Below are 23,414 nucleotides of genomic sequence, written 5' to 3'. Positions count from 1 at the left end.
TGGTATGTACTGCACCCTCTACCTATCTTGGGTGAAACGATAATTGCGGGGCGGCAGCTTGGTCATCTCATCACTGGCAGACAATCTTGTTCGCGGCGTCGAAACCATCGGCGACAGCGTGTCCGAGACGTTTTTTGAGCCAGTCATCCGTCTGGGTGTCACCGGGCTGGCGCGGTCGGGCAAGACGGTTTTCATCACTTCGCTGGTGGCAAATCTGCTGGATCGGGGGCGCATGACCGGGTTGGTTGCGCAGCAGGAAGGGCGGATCAATGCAGCCTATCTGCAGCCACAGCCGGACGATACTGTGCCGCGTTTCGACTATGAAACACACCTGTCCGCCCTGACAGGGCCCGCACCGCATTGGCCAGACAGCACCCGCGCCGTGTCGGAATTGCGCCTGTCCTTCAAAGCCCGCCCTGCCGGGTTACTTGCAGGCTTGCAGGGACTGCGCACCGTGCATCTGGATATCGTAGATTATCCCGGCGAGTGGTTGTTGGATCTGGCTTTGCTGGACAAATCCTTCGAAGAGTGGTCACAGGAAACACTGACTCGCATCGAGACCCGCGGAGAAGCTGCCGCCTATATAGCGCTGGTCCAAGCCACAGACCCATGCGCCGGTCATGACGAGCCTGTGGCGCAAGCCTTGGCCGCATCTTTTACCGCCTATCTCAACGCAGCGCGCGAAGCCGGGTTTTACGACTGCACCCCGGGACGCTTCCTGTTGCCGGGCGATCTGGCGGGCTCTCCGGTCCTGACATTTGCGCCGTTGGTCGTCTCTGGCCCGTCGCGGCGCCGAACCCTTCAGCGAGAAATGGAACGGCGGTTTGAAGCCTATAAATCTCAAGTCGTGAAACCCTTTTTTCGCGATCACTTTTCACGGATTGACCGGCAGGTTGTTCTGGTGGATGCGCTGGGCGCAATCCACAAAGGACCGCAGGCAGTCGAAGACATGCGCCGCGCGATGGCCGATATCTTGTTGGCTTTTCGTCCGGGTCGGAACGCGTGGCTCAGTCAGTTGCTGTTGGGCAAACGGGTCGAACGTATCCTGTTTGCCGCGACAAAAGCCGACCATCTGCACCACACTCAACATCCTCGCCTGACCGCGATCATCGAAGCGTTGACACGTGAGGCCCGCGACCGGGCGAATTTCGCCGGGGCTCAGACTGCAGCCCTGTCTTTGGCCTCACTGCGTGCCACGACAGAAGAGCTACGCAGTCACAATGGGGTGGAACTGCCGTGCGTGAGGGGCACTCTTCTGGACAGCGGGAAGCAAGCCGCTTTCTATCCGGGCGAGTTGCCCGAGGATCCAGCGCATCTTTTGGGCCCGGCGCGAAACGGGGCGGACAGTTGGTTGGATGAGGATTATGGGTTCATGGCTTTTGCCCCGGCTCATTTGACCCTGAAGCCTGGCGATGGCCCTCCGCATATCCGTCTCGATCGCGCCACTCAGTTTTTGATCGGAGACAGATTGTGACCGTGACACTGCGACCCGCACGCACCACAGATGCCGGTACAATCGGGACAATCTTGCACAGCTTCACCTTGGAAAACGACTGGATGCCCAAGCTGCACAGCTGTGCTGAAACCATCGCTTTCTGCGGCTGGATGATTGACCAGGATTGGGTCACAGTGGCCGAAGGCGATGGGGGCGTGGTAGGATTTCTGGCGCTCAACGGTACGGAAATCCACTCGCTCTATCTGGAGGCGAAAGCCCGGGGGCAAGGGTTGGGTCGGCAGCTGCTAAATCATGCGAAATCTGGCCAAACGCAACTCAGTTTGAATGCGTTTCAGGCCAATATACCCGCTTGCAAGTTCTATGAACGCAATGGTTTCGCCGAAGTTGGGCGCAGCGATGGTGCGGATAATGACGAAAACCTGCCAGACATTAGATTTGTCTGGCACAGCAAAGGTGTGACCCATGGCTAAAGGTCCGGTTCTGATTGATCTTGAAACGGACGAGCCCGCTGCTGATGTAGCGAAGGCTCCGCCGGTACCGGACATCGCGCCGCCGCAAGGACAGGCGATGCAAAGCGCGGCCCGGCTTGCAGCCCGCAAACCGTCCGTCCTTGCTCGCTGGTTCTGGGGGTTGGCACTGGCCGTTGTCGGGGCCGCCGTTTCCGTGGCGGCATGGGATTTCGCAACTTCGCTGGTAGCGCGGACACCTGTTCTGGGTTGGATCGTAGCTGGCCTAATGGCGGCGCTTGTTCTGGTCGTACTTGTTATAGCCTTGCGCGAATTGGCGGCCTTGGGACGTTTGTCGCGCGTTGACGGAATGCGCCGCGCAGCGGATGCTGCATTGGCTGATGAAGATCTGGCTCAGGCGCGTGCTGTAACCTCCCGTCTGATCACCTTCTACACTGGACGCGAAGACACCCGCTGGGGTCGCGAACGACTGGCCGAGCGCATGGGCGATCAGTTCGATGCCTCAGCGCTGTTGAACCTCGCCGAAGATGAACTGCTGGCACCGCTTGATGAAGCCGCCAGCAGAGAAGTCGAGGCCGCAGCACGGCAGGTCGCAACCGTAACCGCTCTGGTGCCTCTGGCACTGGCGGACGTGGTGACAGCTCTGGCCGCGTCGCTGCGCATGATCCGCCGCGTTGCGGAAATCTATGGCGGGCGGGCTGGAACCCTGGGCAGTTGGCGCCTGACACGGGCAGTCTTTGTACATCTGGTCGCCACAGGCGCTGTGGCCGTTGGCGACGATTTGTTGGAACCGGTTCTGGGCGGTTCCGTCCTCAGCAAATTGTCACGCCGGTTCGGAGAGGGTCTGGTTAACGGTGCCCTCAGCGCCCGCGTGGGCGTGGCCGCGATGGAGGTTTGCCGCCCGCTGCCCTTCTCGGACCGGCACAAACCGTCAACGCGGGGCATCATCAAACGTGCCCTGCAGGGTCTGTTCTCCAAAGGTTGATCCAAAGCAAGGCATCAAAGCACTCCTTTCGGCACACTGAATGTGTCGGAGGAGCCAGCCATGACGGATCACGGTCACAGCCCGCAGGAGATTGCCGAACGGATCAATGCACCACCCGGCCGAGGTGTGTTGCGTGATGTTGTTTATGGCGGCATCGACGGGTCTGTCACCACGTTTGCCATCGTTGCGGGCGTCGCAGGGGCAGGGCTTTCCCCGTTTGTCATCGTGGCACTGGGCCTGGCGAATGTTTTGGCCGACGGATTCTCCATGGCTGCCGGTAATTATTCAGGCACCAAGGCCGAACTGGACAACATTCGCCGAATCCGAGCGGTCGAGGAACGCCACATTGCGCTGTACCCGGATGGTGAGCGCGAAGAAGTGCGTGAGATCCTCGCACAAAAGGGCCTTTCGGGCGACGTTTTGAACGAGGCCACTGCCGAGATCACCTCGAGCCATGAAAACTGGATCAACCTGATGATCGAAGGCGAATACGGTCTGGGCAGTGTTGATCCGCATCCGATGAAGGCCGCACTGGCCACGTTCTTTGCGTTTCTGGTGGCGGGGATGATCCCGCTGTTGCCGTTTCTGGCGTCGATGCCGAACGCGTTCGCGATATCAGCCTGGATGACCATGGCGGTTTTCTTTGCAATCGGTGCGTTCAAAAGCCGGTGGTCGTTGTCCCCTTGGTGGCGGTCTGGGATCGAGACACTGTTGATCGGTGGGCTGGCCGCGCTGATCGCGTATCTTGTCGGGTCTCTGTTCCATCCGTAATTGTCGCAGCCCGGCTGTCGCAACTGGTCAATTGCACCCGGTTGGGTAGAGTGATCCAAAACGGGCGAATGGGCCAATGTCACGACACGATATTTCTGGAAAACATGTATTGGTTCTGGGCGCTTATGGGTTCATTGGCGCTGCAGTTGTACGAGCTTTGCAGGCAGAAGGCGCAAGAGTTCAGGGCTTGGTGCGGGATCTTGGGCAAGGGGCAAAGACCCTGCCGGGTATTTCGCTGAAGCGGGGCGATCTGCGCGGGCTGCTTGTCCCGCAGGATTGGCGGGACCTGTTGGCCGGTGTGGACGTTGTGATTAATTGCGCAGGTGCGTTGCAGGACAATGCAAACGACGACCTCGAAGCTGTGCATCACACTGCGATGGCAGCCTTGGCTGAGGCCTGCGTGGATCATGGAATAAGCGTCGTCCAGATTTCCGCCATCGGTGCGAACGCTGCGGCGAGTACGCATTTCTTGCGCAGCAAGGCGGCCGGAGATGAGGCCTTGCGCGCATCAGGCGTTCCACTCTGGGTGCTGAAGCCCGGGCTGGTGATCGGGCAAACGGATTACGGCGGCACAGCGTTGCTGCGCATGTTGGCAGCAGTGCCTTGGGTTCAGCCTCTGGCTTATCCCAATACGCCCGTTCAATGCGTTGGGATGCCGGATTTATGCGCGGCAGTGCTCGACGCCGTCGCAGATCATCTGCCGCAGGGTACTTACGACCTTGTCGAGGATACCCCGCACAGCCTGTCCGAGGTGGTGCGCAGCACCCGGTGTTGGCTGGGGTTTCCTGCCGCGCACTGCACTGTGGCCCTGCCACCTTTCCTGACAAAAGCCGCAGCGGCACTGGCGGATGGGTTGGCCTGGCTTGGCTGGAAATCCCCGCTGCGCAGCACGGCGATGGCAGTCATGGCAGATGGCGTGACCGGAGACCCCGGGCCTTACAGGGCCGTAACCGGGCACGAGGTTGCATCGCTGCCGGACATTTACGCCGCGCTTCCCTGCGCTCGGGAACACCGGCTGACCGCGCGAATGACGTTGTTGATGCCGCTGGTTGTGACAACGCTCAGCTTGTTCTGGCTGCTGTCGGGGCTATTTGGTTTGGCTGGATTGTCCACTGCTTCAGAGGTTCTGACCAGAGCAGGGTGGTCAGCTCCCATGGCTTTGATCAGTGTTGTGTTCTGGTCTCTGGTTGACGTTGCTCTGGGTCTGGCCATCCTTTGGCGTCCGTGGGCTGCATGGGCCTGTCTGGCTCAGATTGCGGTGGCCATTTTCTATCTGATAGCGGCCTCGATCACGGCACCGGACATGTGGTTTGACCCGTTGGGGCCCTTGGTGAAAATCTTGCCTGCTGTGATCCTGTCGCTTGTCGCACTGCCAATGTTGGACCGCCGATGATCGACCCGGACCTTATCCTGCGTTGGTTGCACGTCATTGGTGCTTGCGTTCTTTTGGGCACAGGGGCAGGGATCGCCTTTTTTATGCTGATGGCACATCGCAGCGACGACCCGCGCATCATTGCGCACACGGCGGGTATCGTTGCTCTGGCCGATCTTTTGTTCACCACGACCGCTGTGATCTTGCAGCCCATAACCGGGGTGTTGCTTGCGTTGCGCATCGGGTGGTCTTTGGGTGAAGGGTGGATAGTGCTGTCTCTGGTACTTTATGTTTTGACCGGCTTGTTCTGGCTGCCGGTGGTCTGGGTGCAAATCCGGTTGCGGGATTTCGCGCGAACGGCGGCAGAGATGGGAACGCAACTGCCGCAGGACTATTACCGTTTGTTCCGGTTCTGGTTTGCCTGCGGAGTACCAGCGTTTCTGGCGGTCCTCACTATACTGTGGCTGATGATCGCGCGCCCGGCGATTTCTGTGTTTTAGATCGGGTCACGGCTTTCCTGACTGTCACTTGCCGACCGCTCAAGATAGCCTGACCGCAAAAAGATCGGAGACTCAGTTGGAATCGCTGCTAGTTCTTGTTGGCCTGATTGTATTGGCCATCCCCGTGACATTGATTGCGCTTCTGGTCGGGCATTCCCGATTGCGCCGCCGGGTGGAGCAACTGGAAACGCAGATCGGCGCATTGGTCTCAGGTGACGCGTCAGTCGCGCCGCAACCTGAACAGGATGCGCTTTCTCCTCAGCTTGCCGCTGAAGAGACGCCTCGCAGATCGGCGCCTTGGGCGGCGGCAAAACGGCAGGAAGACAAGAGGGCAGATGTTGAGGATACAGACGTATCTACACCGGCTGTCGTGTTCCGCCATGACAAGTTCGCAGCGCTGGGCGCGTGGATGCGTGAGAACTGGTTTTATGTGGTTTCAGCCCTGTCGCTGGCACTGGCCGGTATTTTCCTCGTGCAATACGGCGTCGAAAACGGATTGCTGCCTCCGGCGGCCCGGGTTGCTGCGGCATTGGGTTTTGGCTCTGTTTTGATCATCGGAGGAGAGTTTCTCCGTCGGAAATTCGGGGATGACGAATCCGCGACCACTGCCTATTTACCCTCGGTCTTTTCCGGGGCGGGTATAGTCACGCTTTTTGGAGCCATCCTGTCTGCCCGTCAATTATACAACCTGATCGGTGCGGAGGTGGCGCTGACGGGGATGGTCGTCGTTGCGCTGGTGGGTCTCATTCTGGGGTGGTTCCACGGCCCGCTGCTTGCTGCGGTTGGCCTGATCGGTGCCTTTGCTGCACCCTTCATGGTTGGGGGGGCATCCGATGATCCTTCTTGGCTTTACGCGTATTTCCTGCTGGTTGCCATATTGGGACTGGGCATTGACACGGTGCGGCGCTGGGCATGGATCTCGGTCCTGACATTGTTCGGGGCTTTTTCGGCGAACCTGCTCTTGGTGACCGGGACCCCGAATACGGAATCTGGTTACCTGATCGCCGCAACGGTGCTGGCGCTTTTGGCAACCGCCATCCCGGTACGGCGCATTTGGCCCGATCATGCGGGCCCAATGCTGTCTCAGATGATCCGTCATCCGAAGGCCCGCCAATGGCCCGATTTCCCAACCCGACTGGCCGCCGGAGCGATAGCGGCAAGCGCGGTGATCCTGTCCTGGCATTGGGCGGACACAGAGGCTGAATTCTGGTTGGGTGTCAGCCTGCTGACCGTCCTCGTTCTGGCTGTGGTTCTGTGGGCGAAAGATGCGCCAGCCCTTCAGGACCTGACCGTTCTGCCGGCAACTGGTCTGGTATTCTTTATAACCTCCCACGGGCTCGGAAATGGCACGGCACTGCGCATTTTTGGCGCCACATACGCAGAAACACCCGAAGCCGATTATCCGATGGTGGTGACCGTTCTGGTCGCTTTGGGAGGTTTGATGTCAGCCCTGATGGCATGGCGGTCGTTCACGGCAAGCCAGTATCGCGCCGTCTGGGCCGGAGGAGCCGCGCTTTTCGCACCCGTGCTGGCCATAGCGCTGGAAATAGGCTGGCACCCTGCTTCGGTGATCGGAGCCTACCCTTGGGCACTGCACGCAATTGCACTTGCTGTGCTGATGGTGGTTTTGGCAGAACGCTTTGCCCGCGCTGACGGCGACGACCGAATGCGAACAGCACTGGCCACCCTGTCCACGCTGTCTTGTCTGGTGTTTGCCTGCGTCATCGTGCTCAGCTCCGCGGCGCTGACGGTTGCTCTGGTGGCCAGTGTTGTGGTTGCGGCTTCGTTGGACCGCAGGTTCATCTTGCCGCCGATGAGTTGGTTTATCTGGGCCGGCGTCTTTACCGTTACCGTGCGTTTGGTGCTAGATCCGGGGCTGGACTGGGCCAATTCCGCTCCGGTGCTTGAAATGGCGATGGTCTACGGCTCGGCAACATTGGGGTTTGTCGTGGGCTGGTGGCTGTTGCGTCCCCTAAAGCGCCCCTTGGCGGCGCTGTTGTTGGAAAGCGCAGCATGGGCGACGGCAGGCATTTTGTTGTCCTTGCTGTTGCTGCGTTGGCTTGAGGGCTTCGGTGAGGGCGGCGCTGACAACAGCCATTGGGGTCTGGGTCTTCTGGCCGTCATCTGGTTGCTGCTAGCGTTTGCACAGGTGCAAAGGTTCGGGCTGGGCGGTAAGTTGAATTACCTGCGATACCTGCTGGCTCTGTTCTTTGCGGCTCATGGTCTATTCTATCTGTTGTTGGCATTGGCAGACCAAAACCCGTTGTTGAACCCGAATGCAGATCCGGTGCTTGGGCCGCCGGTTCTGAATACGCTCGCCATCGCCTATTTGTTGCCAGCCTTGGCGATCGGGGGATCGGCTTGGCGGATCAGGGAAATGCCCAAACAGATCATGCAAGGAAGCTATGCTATTGCAGGGGCGCTGGCCGCAGTTTGGCTGGGGTTGGCGATCCGTCACGTGTGGCAGGGTGCAGCGGGTTTGTACGAAGGCAATGGAGTCGCACAGCCCGAACTTTACACCTATACCCTCGTTCTTCTGCTGATCGGAGCCGTTCTGTTCTACCAATCTCTGGCCCGGCGGTCCGACGTTATGCGCAAAGCGGGGTTGGCTGTGATCGGGCTAGCCGTGGCAAAGGTCTTCCTTATCGACATCGCCGGGCTGGGCGGGCTGATCCGGGTGTTCTCGCTGTTGGCGCTGGGACTTGCGCTGGCTGGCCTTGCATGGCTGAATCGATGGGCGAAACTGCGCCATTCGCCGCAGCAGGCGGAACCTCTGGACCATTAGGCACGGGCATCTTATAAGCCCCGCATGCATGACCGTCTGGCCATCATTATTCGAATTATATCCCCGGCGCTCTGATATCGCGAGACGCCGGGCAAAGGTGCTTGAGAATTCGCACTGACCGCTTCGATCCATACACGACAAGATCATCCTGAGGACGCCCCAAATGTGCGCCGACACGACCCAAACACCTGACTACAAAGACACACTGAACCTGCCCAAAACCGAGTTCCCCATGCGCGCCGGACTGCCCAAGCGCGAACCCGCATGGCTGGAGCGTTGGGAGACCATCGGTGTCTATGACCGCCTGCGTGAGAAACAGGGCCGAACGCCCTTCACCCTGCACGATGGCCCTCCTTATGCGAACGGTCACCTGCATATCGGCCACGCGCTGAACAAGACCATCAAGGACATGATCGTGCGGTCCCATCAGATGATGGGCTTTGACGCACGCTATGTGCCCGGCTGGGATTGCCACGGCCTGCCGATCGAGTGGAAGATCGAGGAGCAGTACCGCAAGAAGGGCAAGAACAAGGACGAAGTGAACATCGTCGACTTCCGGCAGGAATGCCGCAAGTTCGCCGAGGGATGGATCGACATCCAGCGCGATGAGTTCAAGCGTCTGGGCATCACCGGCAACTGGCCCGATCCTTATATCACCATGGACTATCACGCCGAGGCTGTGATCGCCGACGAGTTCATGAAGTTCCTGATGAACGGCACGCTCTATCAGGGCTCAAAACCTGTCATGTGGTCGCCAATCGAGAAGACCGCTCTGGCCGAAGCTGAGGTCGAGTATCACGACAAGGAAAGCTTCACCATCTGGGTAAAGTTCAAGGTCGATAGCTACATGGCAATGGACCCCGGAGGTCCAGCGGTTGGCGATGAGCCTGTGCCTCTGCCTGACAAAGGCCCTTATGAAGAGTTGCTGGGTGCGTACGTTGTAATTTGGACAACAACACCTTGGACGATGCCCTCAAATAAGGCGGTCGTTTTTGGAGAAGATATTTCCTACGGCCTGTATGAAGTCACCGGGACACCGGAGGAATGCTGGGCTTCAGTCGGTGACAAATTTTTGTTGGCAGATAATCTAGCCGCTAATGTTCTGGGCCGTGCGCGCCTGAATGACGATCAGTGGACGCGTGTTCGTGGTGTGACCCCGCACGAGTTGTCTGGTTTGCAGTTGACTCACCCGCTGGCCGGGGCCGAGGGCGGCAATGGCGAATGGGACGACATCCGCGACTTCCGCGCCGCTGACTTCGTGACTGACACCGAAGGCACCGGTTTCGTCCACTGCGCGCCGTCGCACGGGATGGAGGAATTCGAACTCTACCGCGATCTGGGTATGCTCGAACAAGTCATTACCTATAACGTGATGGACGATGGCAGCTTCCGCGCCGATCTTCCGTTCTTTGGCGGCAAGTACATCCTGTCCCGCAAGGGCGGCGAGGGTGATGCGAACAAAGCGGTAATTGACAAGCTGGCCGAGGTCGGCGGGCTGCTGGCGCGTGGCAAGATCAAGCACAGCTATCCGCATTCCTGGCGATCGAAAGCGCCAATCATCTACCGCAACACGCCGCAGTGGTTTGCCTCGGTCGACCGCAAGCTGGATGACGGCATGGGTGAGATGGGGGATACCATCCGTGAGCGCGCTCTGAGGTCCATCGATGAACTGGTGAAGTGGACGCCGCAAACCGGCCGTAACCGCCTGTATTCGATGATCGAAGCCCGCCCGGACTGGGTGCTGTCGCGCCAGCGTGCCTGGGGCGTGCCGCTGACCTGCTTCACCAAGAAGGGGGCATTGCCCACCGACGCGGATTACCTGCTGCGCAATGCAGAGCTCAACGCCCGCATCAAGGCGGCGTTCGAGAAAGACGGCGCAGACATCTGGTACACCGACGGCTTCAAAGAAAAGATCCTCGACGGCATCGCCAACCCCGAGGATTACGATCAGGTGTTCGACGTGCTGGACGTGTGGTTCGACTCCGGATCGACCCATGCCTTCGTTCTGCGCGACCGTGAGGATGGTACCAAGGATGGCATCGCCGACGTTTACATGGAAGGCACCGACCAGCACCGCGGGTGGTTCCATTCCTCGATGTTGCAGGCTTGTGGAACCAAAGGTCGCGCGCCGTATCGCAATGTGGTGACCCACGGCTTCACGCTGGACGCCAAGGGCAACAAGATGTCCAAATCGCTGGGCAATACAATCGTGCCGGAAGAAGTCATCAAGCAATACGGCGCCGATATCCTGCGCCTGTGGGTGGCTCAGACCGACTACACCGCCGACCAGCGGATCGGGCCGGAAATCCTGAAAGGCACCGCCGACAGCTATCGCCGCTTGCGCAACACCATGCGGTTCATGCTGGGCTCGCTCGCGGATTTCTCCGAGGCTGACCGGGTTGATCCTGCAGACATGCCGCGCCTGGAACGTTGGGTGCTCAGCCGTCTGGCAGATTTGGATGAACAGGTGCGCAAGGGCTATGCATCCTTCGACTTTCAGGGCGTGTTCAGTGCTGTGTTTACTTTTGCGACCGTTGACCTGTCATCGTTCTATTTCGATGTCCGCAAAGACGCGCTGTATTGCGATGGCGATAACCTACGGCGTCGGGCTGCACGCACCGTACTGGACATCCTGTTCCATCGCCTGACCACATGGCTGGCCCCGGTTCTGGTTTTCACTATGGAAGAGGTCTGGTTGGAACGTTTCCCTGGCGATGATAGCTCGGTCCATCTGGTGGATTTCCCCGATACTCCTGCTGACTGGCGCGACGCTGAACTGGAAACCAACATGGCCAAGGTTCGCCGGGTGCGCCGCGCGGTCACCGCCGCGCTTGAAATCCAGCGTCAGGATAAGGTTATCGGTTCCAGCCTCGAAGCTGCACCGATTGTGCATGTTGAGGATGGTGAAACCCGTGATCTGCTGGCCACGTTTGACGTGGACGACATGTGCATCACCTCGGGCCTGACCGTGACCGGCGATCCAGCCCCGGCGGAGGCGTTCCGTGTGCCAGAGATCGAAGGCGTGGCAGTCGTATTCGAAAAGGCCGAGGGTGAGAAATGCCAGCGCTGCTGGAAAATCCTGCCTGATGTGGGCCGTCACTCCCACGTGGGTGTGTGCGGGCGCTGCAATGAGGCACTAGGATAAACCAATCTACCCCCTCGAGCACTTCGAGGGGGGCATTTCTGGCTAGGTCTGCACAGCCTGCGGCGTTGGATTGAACAGGTCGAAGCCAATGGCAGGGTCTGTCAGCTTTTTCCAAACCTGATAGTCCGTAAAATAACCGGTGTGCCCTCCGGGATCGACAGGGATGTTTCGGTTCGCAAAAATCAGCCCGCCCTCGATTTCTGTGCCGACAAAGTCATCCTGTCTGAAAATGTTGAACCATGCGGCGTTCAGCTTTCTGGCGACAACGGTAAACATCTCGGGGAAATAGCGCTGGTATATATGCGTGACCGGGCAACCCATCGTGATGAGTGTCAGCGGGCAGCCCTTGATGCGCTTTTGGACACGTGGGTCGGCAAGCATCTGCGTGGCAATCACGGTGCCCTGCGAATGCGAGATCACCGTGATATGATCCGCAGGGAAAATATCCAGAGCATAATACAATGTGCGATAGAAGCGCTCGTCTATTGCTTTGCGATCCGGATAGTTGCGTCGCCTCGTTTCCAAGTCTTTTCCTAGAAAACACTTGTCACGAATGGCATATGTAACGATGTCCCGCGCCACGCCCAATCCCGCGGCAACAAAGTCCGAGAAGCGATACATTAACGCCGTTGCGCCAAGTACAATCAGGCCGATCTCTCCTTGCGAACAAGCCAACTTGTCCAGGGCCCGGGTGATCAGGTTGGTATCGCCTATTCCGACGTTACATGCGGCCTCAACTCTCTGGTTGGCTGCGATCTCACGGAACGTGACCAGAACCAGTACGATTGTGCCAAACAGAAAGACCCACTGTGCCAGCCGGTTTACAATCGCCCGGCTGATCAGACCGTTGCGGGCATGAAGGTTAGATTTGTACGTCTTGCGGCCGACAAAAAGCCCAACCCCAACAAACCCCAGCAGGACGATGGCCACAAAGGCCACGCTGAGTGTTTCAATTGACTCGTTCAAATTGTTCTCAAAAAGACGTTGCAGCTGACCGCCGTCCAAGCCCGAAACGGTCGCCAGCAATTTTTCAATCGTCAGCCACAGGCCGGACATGAAAAACATCCAGAAGACAAGCATGCCTGCACATATGCTGGGGTACAGCCGCCTGTGATCTGTCAGTGCGTCATTGATCTGCAGTTCCGCTGCAGACAAAGCATAAAGGATGATTGTCAGGAAAATCAGCGCAGCCCAGAAGACGGACAGCAGAAAAACCTGAAAAGCCACAAACTGCTCCAGTGCCGGTGGGCAGGATTCCGTATCTGAAGGGATGCAGGGCCGCAGTTCCAGGCCAAGCGGGCCTATGACAAGGAAGAGGGTCAGTACCGTTCCCATTCCGAACATTCCGCGCCAGAAGACCCGTCTGAGATAGGTTGGCGCAGACTGGTTTTGCCTCAGGCCAACTACTGCCCCGCCAACATAAAGGCCGAACAGCAGCCAGAATAGCAGGGCAGGGTTCTGGAAGACCGAGGCAGGTATCCTGTCGGTCATCACCGCTGCGGCGCCGATCAACAAATAGGCGTTTAGGGTTGCGACTGCGCCGAAGAAGATCCATGTGAAAAGGTGAACCAACTGCGCGGCTCGCGTATTCCTGCCATTGGGCTGGTCTGGGGCGACTCCTTTGCGCCTATGGGTTTGTTCGGCATTGTCCATCGCCAGGTAACCCAGCGCAAGAACAACCCAAATCAGGTCCAGTACAGTTTTGATGGCTCCTTTCGGGGCCGGAGAGCGATCAGCCCAGAAAACTTCGGCAAACATGGCCTTATCCTGTGGGACAGCCGGGTTGGTCACTGTGCGCAGATTGACTTCGAACAACTCTGCGTTTCTTGGCGTCCCGTCAAAGGTGGACTCGGCCAGCTCAATCATGCCGCGTTCGACTTCGATCGGAGGTTTGTGGTTTCCATCCATCCAGGTTGTTGCAGCACCAACCACCTGATCGACAGTTTCACCGGGTTTTTGTTCACCGATTCCATGTACCGTAAGGATCAAATGGCGACCCATTGCATTCTCCAAAATTTCTTTAAGCAATGACGGAAGCGTACCATGAATGGCACCAAAGCCCAAAAAAGGAGTGTCGCGCATTTTTGAATGCTTCTGCGCTTGTGCTTGACGGTTTGATCTGAAACCGTCGAACCATGGCGATGATTTCCGTTGAAACTCAGTTCGGACGACTTGGCGTTGAAGAATTAGACGGCGTCCTGACACGGCTTTTCTGGAACGGCAGGGACAAAGGCGAGCCGACCGCGCTGCTGCGCGAAGCCGCCGCCCAGTTGCGGGCCTATGATGAAGGACGGCTTGACCGCTTTGATCTGCCGTACCGCATTGACGGATCAGAGTTTCAGAAGCAGGTCTGTGACCTCATGTATGCCATTCCGCTTGGGGAAACGCGCACCTATGGCGATATCGCCAAAGAGTTGGGGCAACCCGCGCAGCCGGTTGGCCAGGCCTGCGGCGCAAATCCGATCCCTGTGATTATTCCTTGTCACCGGGTTCTGGCCGCCAATGGCCTGGGCGGGTTTTCGGGCGACGGTGGCGTCGAGACAAAAGTTGCCCTCTTGCGACATGAGCGAGCGGCTGGCCTTTTGATCTAAGCGTCGAAATTCGGTTGCAATCCTCATTCTGCGGGCACAACTTATAAAAGTTGCTGAATTTGAAGGACCGCATTGCATGACCACTGAACAAGACCGTGCAGCCCGCAAGAAGGCCATTATCGACCGGTTAATGTCGCTTGAAGCGCAAGAGCTTGCAACAGCGCAAGCGCATTATGATGCGTTTTTGAAAGATGCCCAACTGGACGACCGGGAAGGTCACGACAAGGACGACATCGCCGCATCGCGTGAGAATGCCGACCTGGCGGCTGCCTTTGACGCGCCTGTCCACGCGCACCATGCCAAGATCGATGTGATCGAAAATACCGATTTCAGCCTTGCCGACACGGTCAAGCCGGGATCCGTGATCAAGTTCAACAATCGAAGATTTGTTGTATGTGTCTCGACAACGCGGTTCGAAGTGGACGGTAAAACCTATATGGGCATTTCAACCCAAAGCCCGATTTATCTGGCTATGGCTGGCCTGCAAGAGGGTGACGTCTTTACCCATAACGGCACCGAATTCGAGGTGCAGGAAGTTCTGTAAAACGGGGCAGGCAGCGGTCAGGCGCTGCGCTGCGGTATAACTTGTTGTGCGATGCCCGCAAAGGTCAGGTACAGGCTGGTGATCACCAACCCCCAATGCGCCCAGCTTTCAGGGTGAAAATCGACCCATGCGGCCCAACCCGCAAAGAACGTCCATGCCAATGCCATCGGCAGGGTCAGGCCGCGCCAGCGCTCGGTGCGCACGGGATGGACGAATTTCAGCGGCAGGAACATGGCCAGCGACAGCAGCGTGACCAGCAGCAGGATAATCCAGAAATTCGGCTCTAGCGCAAAGATCACAATGACGAACATATTCCAGCACCCGGGAAAGCCGGAAAACGAATTGTCCTTGGTCTTCATGCGTGTATCCGCGAAATACATCGCACTGGCAAAGGTTATGACGATGATCGCGAACCATCCGGTCCAGCCATCCATCAGCCCCGATTTGAACAGCGCAAAGGCCGGGATGAATACATAGGTCAGGTAGTCGATGATCAGATCCAGCAAAACGCCATCGAACTCGGGCGCGTTGTGCTTGACGTGATAGTGTCGTGCTAACGGGCCATCGATGCCGTCTACAATGAATGAAACTACCAGCCAAAGATACATAAGGCTCCATTTCTCTTCGACGGCGGCCAGCATGGCCAGCATGGCAAAAACAGCGCCTGTTGCGGTAAAGAGATGAACAGAAAGAGCTTTGAATCTGAGTGTCATGCAAGCGTCATGACTGATGCGCGTAAGAGATGCAAACCAAAAGCCCGGAGATCATGATCTATGTGTGTGTCACGCTTTGGGATGCGCGCGGTTATAGACCTCCATCAACCGCGCGGTGTCCACAGCAGTATAGGTCTGCGTCGTCGATAAAGAGGCGTGACCCAGCAGCTCCTGAATGGCGCGCAGGTCTCCTCCGGCAGAAAGCAGGTGAGTCGCAAAGCTGTGCCGCATGGCGTGGGGTGTCGCGGTAGATGGCAGCCCCAACTGCATGCGGGCTTTGGCCATGACACCTTGGATCGCACGGGGGTTCAGTGACCCACCGCGGACGCCCCGGAACAATGCTGTGTCCTGTGCTTGCGGGTGGGGACATAGCTGCAAGTACCGGCCGACCGCCTCGCGGGCGGCGGGAAGAACCGGTACGATCCGCTCTTTGTCGCCTTTGCCGACTATGCGCAGCGTGGCAGGCAAAGGTGCGTCCGCCCCGGTCAGCGATAGCGCCTCGGAAATACGCAGGCCGCAGCCATACAGCAGCGTAACAACAGCGACATCGCGGGCCGCGACCCAGTCGGACGTGGATTGCAGCTCAACAGTGTCGATCATGGCACGTGCGGCGTCTTCAGCCAGCGGGCGCGGCAATTTCTTGGTGAACTTCGGTGCGCGGGTGGACAGAACGGCTGTGGGTTCGAAACCTTCACGTTCGGCCAGCCAGCGGTAGAAGCTCTTGACCGCCGACAGTTTGCGCGCCAGCGACCGTGCGCTCACGTCTGTGCCGCGTTGATCCGCCATCCAGGCGCGCATATCTGACACCGCGATCCGTTCAAGTGCTTTCAGCCCCTGCCGCTCGGCATGGTGCAGTGTCATGAACGACAGGAATTCGGTGACGTCGCCGCGATAGGCGTTTTGCGTGTTCTCGGACCGCCCGGCCAGCGCGCCCAGACTGTCCAGCCAGTGCTGCAGCGCGTCACGGCAGGCGGGTGAGATCAGGCTCACGACAACCAGTGGCGCATCGAGCGCTCGAACACGCCAGCAAAAAAGGTCAGAAGATCGGTGCCCAACTGCGGCGTGAAGTGTCGCGGGTCGCGGGCTGCCATAACGATCATTCCCGGAAGGCGACCTGGGCCGAGGTCGAGTTTCAGGCACGCTTCAGAGCGCAACTGATCGGCCTGTGATCCGAAAATACGACGGCTGGGTTGATGGATTTCCCGCAAGATGACGTCCCTTGCAGGGCCACCGCGATCAATGGTCAGATACCGGTCGATGAAACCGGGTTCTGCGATCGTCAGGACACCGCCCAGCGTGTCAATCGCGGGATCGTTCTGAACTACGGTAGTTTCCAGAACCAGAGTTACGCTATCAACGCGAAGGATGTCTGCAACGTCAGTACCTAGCGCACGAAGGAAGTCTTCGAACTCGACCGGTTCCAGCAGGCGTAAAATAGCGCGGTGTACCTGATTGGTGCCCGCCAGGTTTTCATAGGCCGCTGCGATGACGGAACGGTGGGTGTCTTCCAGCCGATCCAGCCGGGCCTCAAGCCGTTGCATGGCGATACCGCGCAGATCGATTACATTGTCGCCGCGTGCCTGTTCGTTAGCAGCAACAAGCGCCTGCATCAGGTCCTTGTCGTCCAGTACGACGTCCGGTTCGGCCAGAATCGCCGCGCGGAGGTTATCCTCGAGTTTGGGGTTGCTGCTCATGTCCCGTCCGGTCTTTTTTTGTTGTGGCGGCTTATAACACGCCAGACCGGATTTGCCTTGGAAAAAATGCACGAAAGCGTGGAATTCCTTGCGTGCTGTGGCGGAGACGCTCCCGCCCGCCATGCCCGATCACAGATCAGGCATTAGGCCCTTGGGCCGGGCGCGGCGCCAGATGGCACCGCGCGATTGTGCAAATGATCAGAGGATCTTCTGACCGGTTTTGGCCCAGTCAGACAAAAAGGTTTCCAGGCCTTTGTCTGTCAGCGGGTGATCGGCCAGCTTCTTGATCACAGCAGGCGGCGCGGTGATCACGTCGGCGCCGATGCGGGCGCTGTCGGTCACGTGGTTCACCGTGCGGATCGACGCGGCCAGGATCTCGGTTTCGAACCCGTAATTGTCATAGACCTGACGGATGTCCGCGATCAGATCCATGCCGTCAAGATTGATGTCGTCCAAACGGCCGATGAAGGGTGAAATGAATGTCGCGCCCGCTTTGGCAGCCAAAATAGCCTGATTGGTAGAGAAGCACAGTGTCACGTTGACCATCTGACCTTCATCGCTGAGCGTTTTGCAGGTTTTCAGACCAGCCCATGTCAGCGGAACTTTTACGGCGATATTCGGCGCGATCTTGGCAAGCTTACGGCCTTCGGCGATCATGTCGTCAGCTTCGGTAGCGACAACTTCTGCCGATACCGGGCCGTCGACCAGTTCACAGATTTCCTTGGTCACTTCCAGAATGTCACGACCCGACTTCAGGATCAGCGAAGGGTTGGTGGTTACGCCGTCCACCATGCCCAAATCGTTCAGTTCGGCGATGGCGTCGATCTCGGCGGTGTCTACGAAGAATTTCATGAGGGCAGTCCTTTGATGGGTTGGCCTTGGTCGCGGATGGCTTTACCTCAAAGTGAGCCATGCTGAAACCCCCAGCAAAGGATATGCTGTGAGCGCTAACGGATTTTTCGACCAAGGAGAGCTGATTGCGGTGCTGACAACGCAGCCGCTGGACCGGACGTTGGATTACAAAGCGCCCGAGGGTGGGTGCTTTCTTGGGGCGTTTGTAGAGGTTCCGTTGGGTCCGCGTAAGGTGCTGGGGGTGGTCTGGGGGCCGGGGCAGGGCGGTTTTGATCTGAGTAAGGCGCGTTCCGTGATCCGGGTGCTCGAGGTTGCACCGATGCGCGAAGAGATGCGGGTGTTTCTTGGTAAGGTCGCCGATTACACGCTGACGCCGATGCCTGCGATGCTGCGTTTGGCGACGCGCGCGCCGGGGCTGGGTGATCCGCCGTCGATGCGCAAGATTTACCGATTGGGCGACCTGGAACCGGATCGGATGACGGACGCGAGGATCCGTGTTCTGGAAGTGTTGCGCGACTACGGCGGGCTGGCCTTTACCTTGAAAGAGCTCGCCGAACAGGCAGGTGTAACGTCATCTGTTGTCAAAGGGTTGGTCAAACAAGGCGCAGTGCGGGAAGAGGATAGCCCGCGTGATCTGCCTTATCCGCATCTTGATCCGAACCTGCCGGGGAAAGATTTGACCGAAGATCAGGCGGCGGCTGTCGAGCGACTTCAGTCCGGGCAGCGGACGGGTGACTATGGCACCACGCTACTAAAAGGCGTTACCGGTTCGGGCAAAACCGAAGTCTATTTGGAGGCCGTGGCCGAGGCACTACGCATGGGGCGGCAGGCATTGGTTCTGCTGCCCGAGATTGCTCTGACTGCAGAATTTCTGACCCGGGTTGAGGCGCGGTTCGGCGCGCGACCAGCGGAGTGGCATTCGGGCGCCACCATGACCGAACGTCGCCGGGTTTGGCGTATGGTAGGGCAAGGCGATGCGCAACTGGTTGTGGGTGCGCGGTCGGCGCTGTTCCTGCCGTTTCGCAATCTTGGGTTGGTAGTGGTCGATGAAGAACACGACACCTCCTACAAGCAGGAAGATGGCGTGCATTACAGCGCGCGCGACATGGCGGTTCTGCGATCGGCGATCTGCGGCGCGCGGGTGATTCTGGCCAGTGCCACGCCCTCGCTGGAAAGCTGGGCCAATGCCGAGGCGGGCAAGTATGAGCGGCTCGATCTGACCTCGCGCTTTGGAGAGGCGGTGTTGCCCGAGATGAAGCCTATCGACATGCGGGCCGAGCAGATGCAGTCGGGAACTTGGATTTCTCCGTCCCTGCGACAGGCGGTGCAGCAGAGGATCGAGAACCGTGAACAATCGCTGCTGTTCATCAATCGGCGTGGCTATGCGCCGGTAACACTTTGCCGGGCCTGTGGAGAACAGATCGCTTGTGATCATTGCGATGCGCGCATGGTGGAACACCGGTTTCTCAAGCGGCTGATGTGCCACCAATGCGGTGAAACCAAACCGATGCCCGAAGCTTGCCCGTCCTGCGGAGTTGAGGGCAAGCTGGCTCCGGTGGGGCCGGGAATCGAGCGACTGGCTGAAGAGGCCGAGGCGACTTTCCCAGACGCCAACATCGCAATGCTGAGCTCTGATCTTTTCGGATCGGCCCGGGCTTTGAAAGCCAAGATTGAAGAAATCGCTGCAGGAGATGCTGATATTATCATCGGTACTCAGTTGGTGGCCAAAGGGCATAATTTCCCCAAACTCACATTGGTCGGCGTTATCGACGCTGACCTGTCACTGCACGGGGCGGACCTGCGCGCGGCTGAGCGAACGTTTCAATTGATGCGGCAAGTGGCTGGGCGAGCGGGGCGGGCGGACAAGCCGGGACAGGCGCTGCTACAGACGTTTCAACCGGAACACCCGGTTATCCGCGCCATTCTCTCAGGTGATGAAGAAGGGTTCTGGAAAGCCGAAGCCGCCGGTCGGCAGGCGGCCGGTGTCCCCCCTTATGGTCGCATGGCGGGGATCGTGCTGTCGGGGCCTGAGGTTGGGCCGGTCTTCGATATCGGTAATGCTATGGCGCGTAACGATGCGCCTGTAACACAGATCGGCGGGCAGGTTTTTGGCCCTGCACCGGCACCCATTGCGCGCATTCGTGGGCGCCACAGAGTGCGCTTGTTGGTAAAGGCGCCCAAGGGTGCACCGATTCAAGATGCCATCGCCCGCTGGATCGCCCCGCTGCGCCTGAAGGGTGATATCCGCCTGACCGTTGATATCGACCCGCAGAGTTTTTACTGACCTCTGCATCTGTGCAGGGTGATTGTGCGCAGGTGGCTTCCCCCTCGCCAAAGCGGTGAAATGGGCGTAGAGGACTCTCATGCTGAAACCCATGCCCCTTGCAGAGGCGCAGAGCCTTCCGTTCTGGCGCCGCCCCATCACGCTCTTGTTCATGATGGCGCTGACCATGCCCATCGCGTTTAACGCATGGAGCGCGCTGCTGAATAACTTCGTCATTGAGGCCGCAAACTTCGATGGGGCCGATATCGGCCTTCTGCATACAGTGCGCGAGATTCCGGGTTTCCTGGCGGTCGGCGTGATTGCTGTCATCATTTTCATTCGCGAGCAGGTGTTGGCGATGATCTCGCTGATGATGCTTGGCGTCGCCACCGCTATGACCGCATGGTTCCCCAGCCTTGGCGGGCTATTGTTCGTGACGTTATTCAGCTCGATCGGGTTTCACTATTATGAGACCGTAAACCAATCATTGCAGTTGCAATGGCTGCCCAAGGACCGCGCGCCGCAGTTATTGGGTTGGCTGGTTGCCATGGGATCGGCGGCGACGATGGTGGTTTACGGGTTGATTGTGCTGACTTGGGACCGGCTCGATCTGTCCTACAATTTTGTTTTCATGGCCGCGGGCGGAGTGACAGCTTTGTTGGCGCTGTTTTGCCTGTTTGCCTATCCGCAGTTTGATGCGCCCACGCCGCAGACCAAGAAGCTGATCCTTCGTCGTCGGTATTGGCTGTATTACGCGCTGCAATTCATGGCGGGTGCACGGCGGCAGATTTTTGTTGTCTTTGCAGGCTTCATGATGGTCGAGAAATTCGGCTTTGAAGTTCATGAACTGACAAGTCTTTATCTGATCAACCTGATGATCAACATGATGGCTGCCCCTTTGCTGGGCAAAGCTGTGGCAAAATTTGGTGAGCGGCGCACGCTGATCTTTGAATATACCGGTCTGGCTATCGTGTTCGCAGCCTATGGTGGCATCTACTGGTTTGGCTGGGGCGTGCTGCTGGCTGCGATACTCTATGTGATTGATCATGTATTGTTTGCTCTGGCGCTTGCATTGAAGACCTATTTCCAAAAAATCGCCGATCCAGCGGACATTGCGCCGACCGCTGCAGTGGCCTTCACGATCAATCATATTGCGGCGGTGTTTTTGCCCGCTTTGCTGGGGCTTCTTTGGGTCATATCACCGGGTGCGGTGTTTGGTCTGGCCGCAGCGATGGCCATCGTGTCCCTGCTGCTGTCCCTGTTGATCCCGCGTCATCCTGAACCGGGCAACGAGACCATCCTGACCAAATACGCACCCGCCCCTGCTGAGTAGGCCTCAACGCTTGACCTTGACGACATGGCGTCCTAGGCGCAATGCCAACTGAGACAGGAGGCCCCAATGCCCACATTCACCGCCTTAACGACGCTGACAGGTAAGAAAGCCGCCGAAGGCTTGGGCGAAGCGATGGAGCGTCTGGAGCCGGAACCAACTGGTGTTGGTGTGTTCGAGGTCGAAGACGGCTCGGGCCTGTGGGAAGTCGGCGGATACTTCACCGAGGCCCCGGACGAAACCGCATTGGCAGTTCTGGCCGCCGCGTTCGACGCTAAACCGTTTGTTGTTTCAGAGCTGCCGGAAACTGACTGGGTCGCGCATGTGCGACGCGAGCTTGCCCCGGTCGAGGCGGGCCGGTTCTTTGTCTACGGCAGTCACGATGCTGACAAGCTGCCCGAGGGCCGTATTCCGCTGCTGATCGAGGCTGCAATGGCCTTTGGTACAGGTCACCATGGTACGACACTGGGTTGCTTAAAAGCCTTTGACAGGTTGCTGGACGACGGGTTCACCGCGACGAAAGTGGCGGATATCGGTTGCGGTACCGCTGTTTTGGCCATGGCAGCAGCCCGGGTGTGGGACGGCGACATAATTGCCAGCGACATCGATGAAGTGGCCGTGGACGTGGCCGAAGCCAATCTGAAGGCAAACGGAATGTCCGGTGCAGTACAATGCGTGGAAGCCGCAGGCTTCGATCATCCCGATCTCAAAGCACATGCGCCGTATGATCTGATCTTTGCCAATATTCTCAAAGGTCCTCTGGTGGCGTTGTCGCCCGACATCGCGGTGAATCTTCGCGCGGGAGGGTATGCGATTCTGTCGGGAATCCTTAACGAACAGGCCGATGATGTAGTGTCCGTTTATTCTCAAAACGAATTCAATCTTACTCACAGGGGTGAGATTGGTGAATGGACGACCCTAATCTTAATGAAACAGGGCGCAAACTAGGCCATTCGCAGGAGTTTTGTGGAGTTTTGCCACGATTTTGTCGTAATCTCTTTTTACCGTTTTCTGACTGAAGTCGAGGGGGGCGGTTTTTGGAGGCTGCCATGACGGGTAAACAACTGGAGTTCACTCAGCGCGTTAATCGCCTGAACAAGAAACATCAAAAGATGAGCCGAGGCTATCGTGCGACGATGCGCAGGGATGGTCTGGTCGTAATGAAGCCGCAGCGGGTAAGCTCGGCAGTGCCGACTAAGGTGCTGTTACTTACGCTTCTGGGCGTTCTGGCGTTTAAAGCGTTTCTTTTGTCCCACCTTGGTCCGACAGGTTACCAACATCGGATCGACAGCTTGAACGAAGGTACATCGGTTGAGAAAGCCGGTGCCTGGGTGATGCAGATCGACCCGGTGTCGCAAGCGTTGGCCGTACAGCTCAACAAGATTTTCTACTGATTTTAGTCTTCGGACACAAAAAACACCGCGTGCCTGGGGCGCGCGGTGTTTTTGTTTGCCCCTAAAGGGAGGAGGAAGGGGCGAATGAGAGTGGTGGTCGGTATTACCGGCGACCTTCTGCGATGGCGTCGATGTCGCCACGGCACAGGCCGATATCTTCCAGTTCACGGTCGGTCAGACCGGTCAGCGCGTTGCGGGTAACGCGGGCGTCATTCCATTCGACAGCGGCATTCACGGCCGATACGAAATATGCACCGATACGGCCAACGAGGCCGAACGAGCCAGTGGTGGCGAAGCGGGTAGTGTCCAGTGCAGCCATATCCTGTTTCCTTCTGGTTAGTGTTCACTTTGCAATCTTGCGATCTGATCGGCATCTAGTGCTGCCATATCGCCTGCACAAGTTCCGTTTTTGCATGTGTCCTATGCATTTCTTGCAATGCTTCACGAAGCTGTAATCCCCTTAGGGTCAGGATTCATAACCAGTAGATGACAGTTGCCGCAAGAGCTATGGCTGAGAGGAAGACCTGAGGACATCGGTCATAGCGAGTTGCC

General features: G+C 58.2%; 20 protein-coding genes. 14 read left to right on the top strand and 6 right to left on the bottom strand.

Translation table 11 applies throughout. The features are described 5' to 3' along the window. Positions 1–58: 58 nt before the first annotated feature. The 8 genes from ACR0K5_RS09140 (at position 59) to ileS (ending at position 11,481) form a co-directional block, all read left to right on the top strand. Positions 59–1,474 carry a YcjX family GTP-binding protein gene (locus ACR0K5_RS09140; protein WP_480629397.1) on the top strand — a complete coding sequence of 472 codons (1,416 nt, stop codon included), beginning with the start codon at positions 59–61 and terminating at the stop codon, positions 1,472–1,474. After that, positions 1,471–1,926, top strand: coding sequence for an N-acetyltransferase family protein (locus tag ACR0K5_RS09135; protein WP_480629396.1), 456 nt, complete (start codon positions 1,471–1,473; stop codon positions 1,924–1,926). Before ACR0K5_RS09140 ends, ACR0K5_RS09135 begins: the two co-directional genes overlap by 4 nt. After that, positions 1,919–2,908, top strand: a complete 990-nt coding sequence (locus tag ACR0K5_RS09130) for a YcjF family protein (protein WP_480629395.1) — start codon at positions 1,919–1,921, stop codon at positions 2,906–2,908. The genes ACR0K5_RS09135 and ACR0K5_RS09130 overlap by 8 nt, the downstream gene beginning before the upstream one ends. A gap of 60 nt (positions 2,909–2,968) precedes the next feature. Continuing rightward, entirely contained in the window at positions 2,969–3,679 is a 711-nt protein-coding gene (locus ACR0K5_RS09125) for a VIT1/CCC1 transporter family protein (protein WP_480629394.1), read from the top strand. A 76-nt stretch (positions 3,680–3,755) separates the two neighbouring features. Then, entirely contained in the window at positions 3,756–5,072 is a 1,317-nt protein-coding gene (locus ACR0K5_RS09120) for an SDR family oxidoreductase (RefSeq protein ID WP_480629393.1), read from the top strand. Further along, entirely contained in the window at positions 5,069–5,551 is a 483-nt protein-coding gene (locus tag ACR0K5_RS09115; protein ID WP_480629392.1) for a DUF2269 family protein, read from the top strand. Before ACR0K5_RS09120 ends, ACR0K5_RS09115 begins: the two co-directional genes overlap by 4 nt. A 76-nt stretch (positions 5,552–5,627) precedes the next feature. Beyond that, positions 5,628–8,336 carry a DUF2339 domain-containing protein gene (locus ACR0K5_RS09110; protein WP_480629391.1) on the top strand — a complete coding sequence of 903 codons (2,709 nt, stop codon included), beginning with the start codon at positions 5,628–5,630 and terminating at the stop codon, positions 8,334–8,336. Positions 8,337–8,499: 163 nt separating this feature from the next. Beyond that, complete coding sequence (gene ileS / locus ACR0K5_RS09105) at positions 8,500–11,481, top strand: isoleucine--tRNA ligase (protein WP_480629390.1); 2,982 nt, start codon at positions 8,500–8,502, stop codon at positions 11,479–11,481. 42 nt (positions 11,482–11,523) lie between these two features. Here ileS and ACR0K5_RS09100 read toward each other — a convergent pair whose 3' ends face one another. Beyond that, positions 11,524–13,482, bottom strand: a complete 1,959-nt coding sequence (locus ACR0K5_RS09100; protein ID WP_480629389.1) for a hypothetical protein — start codon at positions 13,480–13,482, stop codon at positions 11,524–11,526. A 134-nt stretch (positions 13,483–13,616) separates the two neighbouring features. On the opposite strand from ACR0K5_RS09100, the gene ACR0K5_RS09095 reads away from it, so the two are divergent. Beyond that, positions 13,617–14,072 carry a methylated-DNA--[protein]-cysteine S-methyltransferase gene (locus ACR0K5_RS09095; protein ID WP_480629388.1) on the top strand — a complete coding sequence of 152 codons (456 nt, stop codon included), beginning with the start codon at positions 13,617–13,619 and terminating at the stop codon, positions 14,070–14,072. A gap of 76 nt (positions 14,073–14,148) precedes the next feature. Continuing rightward, positions 14,149–14,616, top strand: coding sequence for a hypothetical protein (locus ACR0K5_RS09090; protein ID WP_298849851.1), 468 nt, complete (start codon positions 14,149–14,151; stop codon positions 14,614–14,616). A gap of 17 nt (positions 14,617–14,633) precedes the next feature. On the opposite strand, the gene ACR0K5_RS09085 is transcribed toward ACR0K5_RS09090, so the two are convergent. The 4 genes from ACR0K5_RS09085 to fsa all read right to left on the bottom strand — a co-directional run bounded on the left by ACR0K5_RS09085 (position 14,634) and on the right by fsa (position 17,875). Continuing rightward, the gene (locus ACR0K5_RS09085; protein ID WP_480629387.1) at positions 14,634–15,329 is read right to left on the bottom strand and encodes a CDP-alcohol phosphatidyltransferase family protein; all 696 of its coding nucleotides are present in this window, start codon (positions 15,327–15,329) and stop codon (positions 14,634–14,636) included. A gap of 69 nt (positions 15,330–15,398) precedes the next feature. Further along, on the bottom strand, positions 15,399–16,319 hold the full coding sequence (locus tag ACR0K5_RS09080) for a tyrosine recombinase XerC (RefSeq protein ID WP_480629386.1): 921 nt from the start codon (positions 16,317–16,319) through the stop codon (positions 15,399–15,401). Further along, complete coding sequence (locus tag ACR0K5_RS09075) at positions 16,316–17,023, bottom strand: DUF484 family protein (RefSeq protein WP_480629385.1); 708 nt, start codon at positions 17,021–17,023, stop codon at positions 16,316–16,318. Before ACR0K5_RS09075 ends, ACR0K5_RS09080 begins: the two co-directional genes overlap by 4 nt. Positions 17,024–17,221: 198 nt before the next feature. After that, positions 17,222–17,875, bottom strand: a complete 654-nt coding sequence (gene fsa / locus ACR0K5_RS09070; protein ID WP_480629384.1) for a fructose-6-phosphate aldolase — start codon at positions 17,873–17,875, stop codon at positions 17,222–17,224. Positions 17,876–17,963: 88 nt separating this feature from the next. On the opposite strand from fsa, the gene ACR0K5_RS09065 reads away from it, so the two are divergent. From ACR0K5_RS09065 to ACR0K5_RS09050, 4 genes are all read left to right on the top strand, one after another. Then, a complete protein-coding gene (locus ACR0K5_RS09065) occupies positions 17,964–20,159 on the top strand; it encodes a primosomal protein N' (RefSeq protein ID WP_480629383.1) in 2,196 nt (731 codons plus the stop codon). A gap of 79 nt (positions 20,160–20,238) precedes the next feature. Beyond that, positions 20,239–21,471 (top strand): MFS transporter, encoded by a 1,233-nt coding sequence (locus tag ACR0K5_RS09060; RefSeq protein WP_480629382.1) that lies wholly within the window; start codon positions 20,239–20,241, stop codon positions 21,469–21,471. 66 nt (positions 21,472–21,537) lie between these two features. Further along, positions 21,538–22,416: a 50S ribosomal protein L11 methyltransferase gene (locus ACR0K5_RS09055; protein WP_480629381.1), complete on the top strand. Its 879-nt coding sequence runs from the start codon at positions 21,538–21,540 to the stop codon at positions 22,414–22,416. 101 nt (positions 22,417–22,517) lie between these two features. Continuing rightward, positions 22,518–22,862, top strand: coding sequence for a hypothetical protein (locus tag ACR0K5_RS09050; RefSeq protein WP_480629380.1), 345 nt, complete (start codon positions 22,518–22,520; stop codon positions 22,860–22,862). A 103-nt stretch (positions 22,863–22,965) separates the two neighbouring features. Here ACR0K5_RS09050 and ACR0K5_RS09045 read toward each other — a convergent pair whose 3' ends face one another. Next, the gene (locus ACR0K5_RS09045; protein WP_480629379.1) at positions 22,966–23,181 is read right to left on the bottom strand and encodes a DUF1127 domain-containing protein; all 216 of its coding nucleotides are present in this window, start codon (positions 23,179–23,181) and stop codon (positions 22,966–22,968) included. Positions 23,182–23,414: the final 233 nt, after the last annotated feature.

Source organism: Ruegeria sp. AB9 (assembly GCF_056542585.1).
Note: the sequence above shows the minus strand (reverse complement) of the source record. Positions and strands in the feature narration are given on the sequence as shown.